Source organism: Bifidobacterium hapali, from assembly GCF_002259755.1.
In the GTDB taxonomy this organism is placed as follows: domain Bacteria; phylum Actinomycetota; class Actinomycetes; order Actinomycetales; family Bifidobacteriaceae; genus Bifidobacterium; species Bifidobacterium hapali.
Window position 1 is genome coordinate 116,589 of record NZ_MWWY01000013.1, and the last position, 13,505, is coordinate 130,093.

At 40.5% G+C, this 13,505-nt stretch carries 14 protein-coding genes; 12 read left to right on the top strand and 2 right to left on the bottom strand.

Annotated elements, in window-relative coordinates:
- Positions 1-87: 87 nt before the first annotated feature.
- The 11 genes from BHAP_RS03265 (at position 88) to BHAP_RS03315 (ending at position 11,166) form a co-directional block, all read left to right on the top strand.
- The gene (locus BHAP_RS03265) at positions 88-960 is read left to right on the top strand and encodes a glycosyltransferase family 2 protein (RefSeq protein ID WP_094729324.1); all 873 of its coding nucleotides are present in this window, start codon (positions 88-90) and stop codon (positions 958-960) included.
- A 78-nt stretch (positions 961-1,038) separates the two neighbouring features.
- A complete protein-coding gene (locus BHAP_RS03270; protein WP_094729325.1) occupies positions 1,039-2,283 on the top strand; it encodes a nucleotide sugar dehydrogenase in 1,245 nt (414 codons plus the stop codon).
- Between the two features lie 156 nt (positions 2,284-2,439).
- On the top strand, positions 2,440-3,483 hold the full coding sequence (locus tag BHAP_RS03275) for a hypothetical protein (RefSeq protein ID WP_094729326.1): 1,044 nt from the start codon (positions 2,440-2,442) through the stop codon (positions 3,481-3,483).
- 4 nt (positions 3,484-3,487) lie between these two features.
- Positions 3,488-4,423 carry a glycosyltransferase family 2 protein gene (locus BHAP_RS03280; RefSeq protein ID WP_094729327.1) on the top strand — a complete coding sequence of 312 codons (936 nt, stop codon included), beginning with the start codon at positions 3,488-3,490 and terminating at the stop codon, positions 4,421-4,423.
- A gap of 21 nt (positions 4,424-4,444) precedes the next feature.
- Positions 4,445-5,569 (top strand): EpsG family protein, encoded by a 1,125-nt coding sequence (locus BHAP_RS03285; protein ID WP_094729328.1) that lies wholly within the window; start codon positions 4,445-4,447, stop codon positions 5,567-5,569.
- A 16-nt stretch (positions 5,570-5,585) separates the two neighbouring features.
- On the top strand, positions 5,586-6,563 hold the full coding sequence (locus BHAP_RS03290) for a glycosyltransferase family 2 protein (protein ID WP_094729329.1): 978 nt from the start codon (positions 5,586-5,588) through the stop codon (positions 6,561-6,563).
- Positions 6,560-7,528 (top strand): glycosyltransferase, encoded by a 969-nt coding sequence (locus BHAP_RS03295; RefSeq protein ID WP_094729330.1) that lies wholly within the window; start codon positions 6,560-6,562, stop codon positions 7,526-7,528. Before BHAP_RS03290 ends, BHAP_RS03295 begins: the two co-directional genes overlap by 4 nt.
- 43 nt (positions 7,529-7,571) lie before the next feature.
- Positions 7,572-8,675, top strand: a complete 1,104-nt coding sequence (locus tag BHAP_RS03300; RefSeq protein ID WP_094729331.1) for a glycosyltransferase — start codon at positions 7,572-7,574, stop codon at positions 8,673-8,675.
- 47 nt (positions 8,676-8,722) lie between these two features.
- Positions 8,723-10,183: a lipopolysaccharide biosynthesis protein gene (locus BHAP_RS03305; protein ID WP_094729332.1), complete on the top strand. Its 1,461-nt coding sequence runs from the start codon at positions 8,723-8,725 to the stop codon at positions 10,181-10,183.
- Between the two features lie 3 nt (positions 10,184-10,186).
- Entirely contained in the window at positions 10,187-10,750 is a 564-nt protein-coding gene (locus tag BHAP_RS03310) for an acyltransferase family protein (RefSeq protein WP_094729333.1), read from the top strand.
- A complete protein-coding gene (locus tag BHAP_RS03315; protein WP_094729334.1) occupies positions 10,747-11,166 on the top strand; it encodes a YccS family putative transporter in 420 nt (139 codons plus the stop codon). The genes BHAP_RS03310 and BHAP_RS03315 overlap by 4 nt, the downstream gene beginning before the upstream one ends.
- A 267-nt stretch (positions 11,167-11,433) precedes the next feature.
- Here BHAP_RS03315 and BHAP_RS03320 read toward each other — a convergent pair whose 3' ends face one another.
- Both BHAP_RS03320 and BHAP_RS03325 read right to left on the bottom strand, forming a co-directional pair.
- Complete coding sequence (locus BHAP_RS03320) at positions 11,434-11,739, bottom strand: ATP-binding protein (protein WP_211279675.1); 306 nt, start codon at positions 11,737-11,739, stop codon at positions 11,434-11,436.
- Between the two features lie 164 nt (positions 11,740-11,903).
- Positions 11,904-12,167: a hypothetical protein gene (locus BHAP_RS03325; protein WP_094729335.1), complete on the bottom strand. Its 264-nt coding sequence runs from the start codon at positions 12,165-12,167 to the stop codon at positions 11,904-11,906.
- A gap of 379 nt (positions 12,168-12,546) precedes the next feature.
- Here BHAP_RS03325 and BHAP_RS03330 point away from each other — a divergent pair.
- Positions 12,547-13,505: DDE-type integrase/transposase/recombinase (locus BHAP_RS03330; RefSeq protein ID WP_094729336.1), on the top strand; the 959-nt coding region annotated here is incomplete at its 3' end.

Here is a 13,505-nt window from a genome sequence, read left to right on the forward strand (position 1 = left end):
GTTTCCAAACATGAGATTTCTCGATTTTGTTTTCATAAGGCATATGTAAGAGCTGAATGTTTATTTTTTCAAAAAAGGAATTAGTAAATGTCTAAGCAGATATCTGTTATTATTCCTACGCTTAATGCCGGGCAACAAATTACTGAGCTGCTTGAAGCATTGCAAGCTCAAACTCGCAAGCCGGATGAGATTATTGTAGTCGATTCTCAATCCGATGATGACACTGTGCATCGAGTACGTCATTTTGATGATGTACGTCTTTTACAGATACAGCGTAAGAACTTTGATCATGGTGCCACACGCGATATGGCACTACGTGAATCAAAGGGTGATTATGTGCTATTTCTAACGCAAGATGCTCTTCCAAAGGATGAATATTATATTGAGGAATTACTAAAACCGTTTTCTGACGAGCGTGTTGCATTAGTTAGTGGTCGTCAGATTGCGCGACTATCGGCACGATCTTCTGAGAAGTTAGTACGTGAATTTAATTACCCGCCTGTATCTCATGTTCGGAGCGCAAAGGATATTCCACGATTCGGAATCAAGGCTTTTTTCGCTACGGATGTATGTTCTGCATATCGACGTGACGCATATCTTGCTGTTGGAGGTTTTGAACACCCGATTACTACTAATGAAGATATGTTCATCGCTGCGTCGTTCCTATGTGCAGGATATTCGGTTGCTTATGCTGCAGATGCTCAGGTATGGCATTCACATAATTTTTCATTGAAGCAGCAGTATAAGCGTAATTACATTATGGGTAAGGAAATCGAATTGCGGAAAGATAAACTAGGTGGAGCTAAAGTTGCTGGGGAGGGAGCGTCGTTAGTGAAATATGTGATGAGTGGACTAGCTCGTTCTGGGCAAGTTGGTGAAATGTTCTGGTTCTGCTTGGATTGTGCTGCGCGGTTGCTAGGCAATCGTGCAGGAGTGAGAGCAGCTCGGAAAAAGAGATAAAACGTATCCCCCTTTCTGTCCTTTGTATTATTATTAGTGGTTATACGTACAAATGTATCCTAGAGAAAAGAATAAGCAATGAAAATCGCTGTTGCTGGTACAGGTTATGTCGGGTTGTCTGTGTCATTATTGCTGTCACAGCACAATGAAGTGCACGCTTTGGATATTGTGCCTGAAAAGGTAGAAATGCTCAATCAAGGCAAGAGCCCGATTGTTGATAAGGAAATTACTCGTTTTTTGGATGGCAAGCAGTCAGGTACCATGCCATTGAACTTTACTGCAACTCTTGATCCTAAACAGGCATATGCTGGCGCTGATTATGCGATTGTCGCGACACCAACGAATTATGACCCGCAGAAGAACTATTTTGATACGTCAAGTGTGGAAGCTGCTATTAAAGCTATTCGTGATCAGAATAGCACAGCTTGGATTGTAATCAAATCCACGATTCCAGTTGGTTATACTGCTGATTTACGGGCGAAATTGGGGGATAAGCGCATTATTTTCTCTCCGGAGTTTTTACGCGAAGGTCATGCTTTGTATGATAACTTGCATCCATCTCGTATCGTTGCAGGAGCTCCTGTTGACGATGAAGAAGCCACAGTGGCTGCACGTAGGTTTGCCGAGTTACTCGCTCATGGTGCTGATCCTGCTGAGCTGGAACGTACTAATGCAGATGGTACTACTGGTATCCCGCAGCTAGTTTGTGGAACGACAGAGGCGGAAGCTATCAAGCTGTTTGCAAATACATATCTGGCATTACGCGTAGCGTACTTCAACGAGTTGGACACGTATGCAGAAGCGCGCAACCTTTCAGCACGAGAGATTATTAAAGGTGTATGCCTTGATCCGCGTATTGGTGATCAGTACAATAACCCGAGCTTCGGTTATGGCGGGTACTGCCTTCCAAAAGATTCCAAGCAATTGCTTGCTAATTATGCGAATGTACCGCAAAATCTGATTGGTGCGATCGTCGCAGCAAACAGCACACGCAAAGATTTTATTGCTGACGAGATCCTTACGCGGGTTGCAGACAAGACAAATCCGGTTGTGGGCATCTATCGTCTAACTATGAAGTCAGGATCTGATAATTTCCGTCAGTCTTCCATCCAAGGTGTGATGAAGCGTCTGAAGGCTAAGGGTGTAACAGTTCTCGTATATGAGCCAACGCTGAATGCGCCTGACTTCTTTGGAAGTGAAGTTACACACGACTTAGAAATGTTTAAGCAGCATGCAGATGTGATTGTTGCAAATCGTTGGAATACAGAACTAAATGACGTATCAAATAAGGTATTTACACGCGATCTGTTTAAGCGTGACTAATTGCTGATGTTTGTAAATGGTTTTCGTGTTATATCCTGCTTCTTGTAAGAGAAGATAACACGAAAACCATTTATATGATTGTATGTTTTGCCGCAAATAAAATTCTTGTAATTATATAATCTATAAATAAGTATTTAATATGGAAGATGTAATATTATGCAAAATGATGCGCAAAAAACTAATCTAAAGTCAAATGGTTTTATACTCGATACTGGCTATTATAGTGGCGGAGGAGAAGCATTATATCAATTGGCTGTTGATTTAAAAAAGTTTGGTTATAATATTAAAATTGCTTACAAAGGAGTTAAGCCTTTTAACCCTCCAAGAAAGTTTAATAAGTATCTAAAAGAACTTGATGTTGTTCTTGCAGATGATGTTAAAAATAAAGATGATAGTTTCATAATTGTTCCTGAATCTGATACAGAAAGCTTATTTGATTTTCCACTTTATGATAAGTATATATGGTGGTTATCATTTAATTATTATGATGGACTTTTTTTCTCAGATCCGCATCGTCCAACCAAATTGAAATTCATAAAAACGTTTATAAAATATATTTTATATATCAAAAAGAAGTTATTAGCATTTGCAAAGTATGGGCATACGTGTTTTCCAATTAAAGATGTTCATAATATATCTGGCTCATATTATATTAGTAAAATGTTGGCTTCAAAAATGCATGTTGAATTTAAAGAACTGATACATTCAATTGGCAAAGATTTTCTAAATTATGGAGTTTATGATGGTAAAGGATTAGATAAGAGGCAAGATATTGTCTTATATAATCCAGCGAAGCCGTCTGATTTAATGGCCATTCTTCTTCGTCGAGGGAATTTTCATTATATACCAGTAAGAAATCTATCATTTCAGCAAATGATAGATTTATTTCGCAAGAGTAAGTTATATTTAGATTTTGGCTTCTTTCCTGGTCCTGAGAGGCTTCCTAAGGAAACTGTTTTTAATGGTGCCAATGTTTTAGTTGCACGTAGAAATGCAGCTTTGACAAAAGATGTACTTATACCAGAAAAGTATAAAATAGAAATAGATTCAGATCCTCAAGAGGTTGAAGGAATCATTAAGGAAATGCTAAATAACTATGATAAGGATTATAAAGATTTCAATGAGTTCCGTATGTATATATTGAATATGGAACAAAATTATTATAAGCAACTTGAGCAAATTTTCCCTAGAATAAAGTAGAAAAATGTACAACGGCTTAGTAGAAATTTTACTTGCTACATATAATGGACAAGATTATATAGAAAAGCAAATTCAATCTATCATTCATCAGACATATACAAATTGGAATTTATTAGTTTCAGATGATTGTTCAAATGATAAAACTTTGGATATATTATATAAATATGCTAAAGAAGATTCGCGAATTAAAATCATTTCTAAAGGGAAACGATTTGGATCAGCGGCAAAAAACTTTATTTTTTTGTTAAAAAATGCACAGTCGGAGTTTGTTGCGTTTTGTGACCAAGATGATTATTGGCACCCCGATAAATTAGAGGTATTTCTGCATAATGTAATAGATGCGGGAGGACGTGAGAATGGCCCAATGCTAATATATTCAGATTTAAGAGTTGTAGATCAGCATGGGGTTCTTATTTCGGAATCATATTATGATATGATGAAATTAAATCCTTATAGGAATAGTTTGTCTAATTTATTGGTACAAAATATTGTTACTGGTTGTGCTTCGATGATAAATCGTGATCTATATAGATTGATATTAAAGCATACTATTGATTGTGATAAAATTGTTATGCATGATTGGTTTATTGCCGTAATATGTGCAGCATGTGGATCATTAGTATACATTGATTCGCCAACAATAGATTATTGTCAGCATATAACTAATGTTGTTGGCGCAAAAAAATTTAATCTTTTAAAGTGGATAAAAAAGAATGATGACAACAAAGTTAGCATAAGAAATTCAGTAATACAAGCTTCCTATATTTACGATAATTATAAGTTATACTTGAGCGACGAGAGCAAAAAAGTTTTAAAAAATTATGCGAGTATTCTTTCTTATTCTTTGATTAAAAGATTATTCATATTGATTCATTATGATCTATGGAAATCAAATGTACTGAGAAGAATTGGTCAAATTATCTATACGTTAAAAGTATAATGTATATTTGATAGGTCAAATATGTTAGTCTATATTATAACATTAATAGTTTCTTCTTTTTTTGCTTTTTGTTCAGATTTAACAGATTGTGTTAAATCTCGTACGATATGTACTAAATATCATAAAACGGATTTATCTTTATTATTATTTGTTTTTTCAGCAATTCCACTGATTCTTGTTCGCGGATTTCGTTATGGCATAGGTTTTGATTATTTTTATAATTATGTTCCGTCTTTTCAAAATGTAGTCAATGGTGGTAAAAGTCATTATGAATTTCTATTCAACGTATATCTAAAAGTTATTTCCATATTCACTTCGGATTACAAAGTATTCTTTTTTATTGATTCAATTTTCTTTATCTGTTTAGTGTGGGTTGCTATTTATTTATTAAATTGTAAAGTTTTTATTCCCATAACATTATTCGTTGGTGGGTATGATTTTATACGTTCTTTTGGATATGTTGCACAATATTTAGCGATGTCTATATGTTTGATTTCTTTTGCGTGCATGATTAGAAGAGAATTCAAAAAAAGTATTGTATTAATTGTTCTTGCAGGTTTTATACACATTTCTGCTTTAGTCTATTTTGCTTTACCTTTTTCTTATTATTTTATAGTGAAAATAAAAAATATGAGAAAAATAGCGGTTCTTTTATTATTTTGCCTAGTAATAGCTTTTCCGTTAAATTCTTTTTTAAATTATTTTTATGTTAATACACGTTTTGGAATATACTCAGCAAGCAATTATTATAATAATGGTGCGACTGTCACGAGCTTAATTTTTATTAACACAGCTGTTTTGCTTTTCATGTTTGTCTCCGTTCTTTATAAGAATAGAGAAGATAATGCAGTTGTTGTTGCTCTTCTTGCACAGTATTTTGCATTTATTTTTTGCGTTATACAGGGAGGTATCCCTCTTTTGTATAGAATTGTTTGGTATTTCTCATTTGCCCAAATTTTTTCCATTCAATTATTTGCAGATTATTTATTTGATAGTAAAGGTAGGTATATATATATTAAAAAAATATTTTTAGCTGTTATTGTTTTATTATATATCGCGGTGACCTTCGGTTTCTATCTTCAAGCAGATAATGAAGAAGTTGTTCCTTATGTATCTATTTTTAATACTATGCTAAGTACTTATTAGTGGAAAGAGATTTGTTATGACTTTTGTATCTGTTTTGGTTCCTGTATATAATGTTGAAAAATATGTTGATGAATGTTTGAGAAGTATTCAGAATCAAACGTTTGTTGATTTCGAAGTTGTTATTGTTAATGACGGTTCTACTGATAAATCTAAGGAGATATGTGAAAAATATGTTTCTTCTGATAAACGTTTTCACCTTTACTCACAATCTAATATGGGTTTAGCCAGCGCAAGGAACACTTCTTTGCGCTATGCTAGATCAGAGTATGTTGCTTTTGTCGATTCAGATGATTACATTGATCCAGATTATCTTTTTAAGTTAGTAGAAGTAATTAATAAATATAAAGTCGATATCAGTATTTGTAATAAGATTCTATCGTTTGATTCTGGTAAAAGAATAGTTGAAAGTAATACTTTTTTTTCAAATAAAGTTATTACGCCTTCTGAGGCGTTACGAGCTTTGAATTCGTGGCAATCCTTTAATACTGCCGTATGGGGAAAACTTTTTAAGCGGAGTCTATTTGATGGTATATCATTTCCAGCGGGGAAACTATCTGAGGATGCTTATGTTATTTTTGAACTTTTTGGGAAAGCAAAAAATGGCGTTTACTTTCGTCCTGATGCACTCTACTATTACAGGCAACGTGCAGGCAGTATTCAAAATGCAAAATCAATTAATGATGCGCCGCTTGTAACAAGTTCCTTGCAGCTTAATTATATTAAAAAAAATTTTTCTGATATCCTGTATGCGGGTGAAACTGCCTATGTTATTTCTAGGATGGGTATCTTTAATGAATGTATTAAACGTGGAATAAATCTTCATAATAAGTATATGAAAAATTTAGTTAACGAAAGTCGTCCTTACATTCTAGCTATAGTTTTTAATAAAGATTTAACTCGTAAAAAAAAGCTTCAAGCTCTTTTCTTTGTTTTCACTCCTTTTTTGTATATTTTTCTTGTTAAGAAAATACTTTTAAGTAGGTCATCTCTATGAATAATTATCTTGTTTCTTTTATTGTTCCCGTGTTTAATGGCGAAGATTTTATTACAAGCTTGGTTGATAATTTAGAAAGTCAGATCTTTAAAAATTTTGAAATATTATTAATGGACGATGCTTCTATTGATAATTCTGGTAAGATCTGTTGTGATTTAGAAAAAAAATATGATAATGTAAAATATTTTAAATTAGAACATTCTGGTATTGCTTCTGTTCGTAATCAGGGAATACAACATAGTCAAGGTAAATATATTACATTTATTGATCAAGATGATTCTTTGTCTCCCAAGTCTTTATCCTCAACTGTTCCGATACTGATGGCTAATGATATAGATGCTCTTTTTTTTAATTTTGATGAAAAATATCCCTATAAATCTGTTATAAAGTTTAATAATTTTCCAAGAGAGGGAATTGTATCAGCATCAACCGCGATGAACTATTTTTTCTCTGAGAGGTTTTATGGTTTTGTATGGACTGGTATTTTTAAAAAAAGTTTTATTATAGAAAATAAAATCACTTTTAATACTTGTTTCCATAGTATTGATGATATCGATTTCGTACTTTCGGTTTTACTTAAAGCAAAGTATATATATTTTTATCCAAAAGTTTTCTATCACTGGACGCAAAGGGTTTCGTCGGAAAGCCATACTAATCATATTGATCCTGCTTCAGATATTTTGGTTTTTTGTAATCGTTTGGATGAATTATGTTTTTTGAATGAAAAAGATAAATCACAAGCTTATGGTTTTTTCTTGAAACAAGTTCTCATGTATTATGGTTTTCTTTATCATTTTAACAGATCTAGTGAGTACCAGTTATTGTCTTCACTTAGAAATGTTGCACTTAATTTAATAAAAAATATAAATATTTTTGATTTATCTTTTTCATTTGGCATAAAAGTTAAATTTATTTTATTTAAGATGAATTTATTAAATATCGCTTATTTGTTTAAGAGATCTTAAGTATTTACTTGTTTATGTTTATGATTGATGAATAGAGAGAGTTATGTTGAATAGTAAACATCGAGTTTTTCTTTTTACTGTATATTCTTTAAGTTTAGGTGGAATACAAAGAGTTACTTCCACTATCGTTAATCTTCTTAATGAATTGCATTTTAATGTCTTTATTTTAAAATATTCTCTTGATAATAATTTATATCAGGTTAAAACTGGTTTATTAGAACATAAAATAACTTTATTTAATATTTTCCTTATTAAGTTAGTTCATAAGTTAGGATTACTAGATTTTTTCAATTATTCTTTTTTAAGTTATTTTGTTAAAAAAAAGAATGCTTCAGTCGTTGTGTTGGGTCCTGAATCTTTCTTTTTCGTAAAAAACTTAAAGGGTGCTTTTCCATCTTTAAAGATTTATCTTTGGATGCATAATAATTTTGATATATATAAAAATAACGAAAGATATTTCGGTGGTAGATTTGATGAGCTTGTAAAAAATGTTTCAGCTGCGGACGGAATTATCTGTTTGGAGTCGTATACAGCGTTGAAATGGCGTCAATATAATAATAATGTTGTTGTGATCCATAATCCTGTCACCATTCATGAGCATGAGAATAAGGCAGATCTTGATGTTCACATTATTTCTTTTACGGGACGTCTTTTAGTTGAGCAAAAGGGGTTGGACTATCTTGTGGAGATAGCTTCTCGTCTTCCCGAAGGCTGGAGAATTAGTGTTGCTGGTGCCGGAGTTGATGAAGACAAATTCCGTGAATTGATTGACGAACGGAATCTGGCGGATAAGTTTATTCTCCGTGGAGCTTTGAATGGTGACGATTTGACCGAACATTATCTTCAGTCCAGCATTTTCGTGCTTACAAGCAGATGGGAGGGATTCCCCCTCGTTACCGTCGAAGCTATGAGCCTAGGACTTCCTGTTGTGGCCTTCGGCAATCCTGGATTGGATGAGGTCACCGACCATGGTAAATACGGTCTGCTTGCGAAGGATGGTGACGTCGATGATTTCGTTGATAAGCTCATGTCACTTATCAGTGATCGAGACCTGCGTGAGAAGTATTCTGGCTTGTCCTTGGAACGCGCAAAAGCATTTGCTCCAGAAGTCATCATCAAGGATTGGGAGAAGATCCTCAACTCCTGACCAGAGAGCCCCTATCTCATCACGCAACGTCAACAATCCACATCACTATGAACATGCGCAAGAAGACTAAAAACATCAGTTTTTTCAAGGCCGCTTTCATCCAGTTTGCGTCACGGTACGTGAATGTGTTCGTCCAACTCGTTCTGACCGCGATTCTCGCTCGGCTCCTCTCGCCAGAAGAGTACGGTATAATGGCTGGACTAACCGTGTTCACAAGTCTGTTCGCTATTCTGGCGGACATGGGCTTCGGAGCTGGTATCATCCAATACAAACAGCTCGATAAGCACGACTTCGGAGGCTTGTTTATCTTCTCTCTGATTCTCGCAACCATCTTGTCCGTCGCATTTCTGGCTGCTGGCATACCGATAGCGTGGTTCTATCGAGAACCCGAATACGCGCCGCTATGTGCATTAGCCGCAGTATCCGTGTTCTTCAACACTGTTAACATGGTGCCAAACGGCATACTTCTACGTAACAAACGCTTTGACGTGATCGGCATACGTCTCGTTGCTACTACCATCATTGGCGGCGTCATCGCCGTAATCATGGCAGTCAACGGATTCGGCACCTATTCGCTCATTTGGAACGTGAACATTACCGCTATCGCCATCTTCCTATGGAACATTGCCAGCATACGCGGCCAAATCAGCTTTAAGCAGATGGATATGTTCAAACCTGTGCGACTCATCGCGCGTTACTCCGCCTACCAAGCTGGCTTCAGCATTATCAACTACTTCTCCCGCAACACTGATCATCTCATCATTGGACGCTTCTTCGGTTCTGCACCCCTTGGCCTGTATGACAAAGCATACAAGCTCACCACCTACCCAATTCAATTCATCCCCGGTGTACTCGGATCGGTCCTTCAACCCTACTTGTCCGCCTATCAGGACGACAAAGAGAAACTCCACCACTATCAGATGCTCATGGTCAAAGCCCTTGCCATTACCGGATCATGGATCGCAGGCGTATTCATTCTTTGCGGACGAGAGATCGTCCTCATCTTCTACGGTGACCAATGGCTTGCATGCGTGCCTCTGTTCACTATCTTGTCCGTTAGTATCATCTTCCAGATGGTCATGAACGTCACCGGAGGTATACTTCAAAGCGCAGGACGGACTGACCTGCTCTTCCGACAAGGACTTGCCGCGACAACGATCATGCTTCTCATGCTTGCTTGTGGCTCACTTACAGGTGATGTGACACTGCTCACGATTTTCGTCACTATCGCATTCATAGGTCAAACATTCACTGTTGCCTACTACACCACTTACAAGGCGTTCGACCACCCCATCAGCGAATTCCTCAAACCAGTAGCCACCACACTTGCGTTTACTTGTATCCCGCTAGCACCTCTTTACACAGCGCAAACGTTCCTCAACTGGAAAACCAACACCATTATCATCGACCTGCTCATTTATGCCACCATCTACACTACTGCTTTCGCTATCATTTTCCGCCGCCAGTTTACGCTGCTCATCTCCTTCATTAAACAAAGAAAGAAGTAATCAATGGCCAAGAACTCACAAGTTCTACAAGTAAGTGCTCGGCGTGATAGTGCCATAGACGTCATAAGACTCATAGGCATCATCGCGATTGTTGCTACCCATGCTTTTCCGAACTATCAATTGGCACATATTTTGCTATATACGTGGCAGGTGCCACTATTTTTCGTACTTAGTGGTTGGTTCTGGAAAACCGATGTCGATATACGTAATGAAATGCGACACCGTTTTCAGTCTTTGATGATTCCATATTTGTCATGGGCCGTACTGCTTCTCTTTATAGAAGTGATTTTCCATGTCAAGAGCGATAACCTGCTGGGAATGATTAGCATATTTTCAGACGTTGTTCGTGGAGGCGCATATGCTCTCACACCGTTCACGGTCTTCTGGTTCATCACCGCATTATTATTCGCTCGAATGTACATGATTCTTGCGCAAAAAATAGCAGGACTACTTGGAAGAGTTGTACTCTGCCTCATTGGTTTGACAAGCGCTGTTGTTGCTGCTGATATGCTCAAAAAATATGGTGGTCTATGGGTATCGCATTACCATGCACTTTTTTCATCATGATCGGAATTTGGGGAGGGCAATGTTCGAGGTCCAATAGGATTCCTCGACTGTGGAAAATAACCATCGCTGTCACTCTCATTGCATTGGGCATTGCTGGTTTTTCGCTTGGACTACTTCCTCTTGATATCAAATCGGCAGATTTTGGTACGCCGATACTTAGCATCCTTTGCGCTGGTATGCTATGCGTTGGTGCAACAATGTTGGGGCAGCAGCTTCTGAATGGCAAACGAATTTCATTCGCCACATGGCTCAGTACACGTGGACTTCCTGTAATTTTTATTCATCCGCTCATTTTGATGCTTACTAAACAGATGGGCAACGCAACCGTCGTTGGATTCCTTTTCGCGACAGTGGTGTCTTTTATAATCGCGATACTCATTCACATCTCTCCGAAGTTAGCTAGATTGTTGGGATAATTAGAAAATCACAGAATACGGACCTATACCTCTCACGTCAAGAGCGGCGCTTTGTCTAAATACCGCACTTTCACAAAGGGGACCGGCTACAGACTAGGCTCTGGTATTGGAGGTTTGAGCACCATTTATGTTGTTATGGGATAGTTGATTATTTGGAGGTTTGAGCACTGGTTGTTATTGCGGGAGGGTACCGGGGTTATTGCGGGACGGCACCGTGTGTGGTGGTCGGGCACTGCTGGTGCCGTCCTGTCGTGGTGAGGGATGGGGTTACTTGCCGGGTGCGTGTTCGCGCATGTTCCATTCGCCGGTTTCTATCCAGGTGGTGTTGTGCACGATCCTGTCCATGATGGCGTCGGCGTGGGTGCCGCCGCCGAGTCGTTGGTGCCAGTCCTTTTGGGGGTATTGGGTGGCGAACAGGGTGCTGCCGGTGTCGTGGCGTCGTTCCATGAGCTCGAACAGGAAGGTGCGGAAGCGTTCCTCGGGCGAAACAAGACCATCCACCAGCTCACGGGCGGAACCCACGGCAACGGCACCATCGCCGCACCCTACTTCATCATACGAGGTCACCATCATAATATCCTTTCACCCAGCAACCCCATACACAAACAATTAGACACCCTCCGACATGGCAGTCGTTGGCGACCTTCCTCGATCCAACCCATTCGCCGGTCTCATACGCGACGGCGGGCAGCGGGAGCATCATGGGTTTCTCCTCCGTCACGAACGAGGTGAGCCGGCTACCCTCGCGTTTCTGGAACGGGGCGGCGTTGTACGCGTCGAGCCACACTCTCGACCACACCACGGCCCGGGAACAGCATCGCATACACTTCGTCGTCCGACCGCTCCTCCACGTCCCTGTATGAGACACCAAACCGATCGGCCGCGTCGAACACGTCGATCACACTATGCTTCGACATGCCATAGCCCATGGCTATCGCGTTGCGCGACAACCCCTGATCACGAAGCCTGAGCACGAGCTTCGCCTTGATCCTACGTACCATCGTCGGCACTCCTTTCGAACCCATGCGCCCATCGCATGGTGAAAGGAGCCTAACCCAACCAGTGCCAAACCACAATAACCACAGTGCCCAACGCCAATAACAACCAAAACCAGCCTCAGTGCCGAACCACAATAACCAACGTGCTCAGCAAGTCAAATATTCATCCAGAAGTAAGATCCGCAGTCATACCTGTATTTTTCCTCTAATATGTTGTTTCATTTTTATAGATAACCACCCCCATAATTATAGCCACAATTATAACGAAGGCTGTCTGTAGTATTAGATTGGCGACGTGACTCACGTTTTTTGAGCGCGTAATGGTCAGTGGTGCCTCATCGGAAATGAGCGCGAACGGTACCGGTCCTGTTTGGCTTGTCGTATGGAAGGCAAGATCAGCATGGCGACGAAGCGGCAGGTCACCCTGAGGTTCAGGGACGAGTACATGAAGGCATCGAAGAAGGACAAGGGGCGCATCCTCGACGAGATGTGCTCCGTGCTGAAGATCGGCAGAAGCACCGCGAGGCGCAGGCTCACCGAGGCCGGCACGCAGCCGCGCGAGCTGCCGGCGGCCAGGAAGACACGGCCGAAACGGTATTCGGAGCAGTCGCGCGAGCTGCTGGTGCGGGTGTGGCTGATGATGGATCTGCCGTGCGCGAAGTACCTCAAGCAGATGCTTCCCCTGTGGCTGCCCACGCTGAGAGCCCGTGGCGAGCTTGCCGAGTACGACGGGTTCGCGTTCAACGAATTGATGGCGATGAGCCCGGCCACGATGGACCGGTACCTCAGGAAGACGAGGGACGCGGCGCGTCCGAAGGGCCTGGCGGGCACGAGGCCCGCGTGCGAGCTGCTGCGCAACTCGATCACGATCAGGAAGGCGAGCGACGAGCTGGACGGGCTGCCCGGCAACGTCGAGGCCGACACCGTCGCCCACTGCGGGCCGAGCCTGAGAGGCGAGTTCTGCCGCACCCTGACCGTGGTCGACATCGCCACCGGCTGGACCGAGAACGCGTCGTGCAGGAACAACGCGTTCGCGAACTTCTCCAGGGCGCAGGCGCTGATCGAGTCCCGCCTGCCGTTGCGCATCCGCTCCTACGACTCGGACAACGGCAGCGAGTTCATCAACCGGGACCTGATCGCGTGGCTGCACGAGCGCGACATCGAGCAGACCAGAAGCCGCCCGTACAGGAAGAACGACCAGGCCACCGTCGAGTCCAGGAACAACCACGTCGTGCGCCGCCACGCGTTCTACTACCGGTACACCGCCGACGAGCTCGACCTGCTCAACGAGCTGTGGGAACTGGTGCGTGTCAAGGCCAACCTGTTCACCCCGTCCAAGAA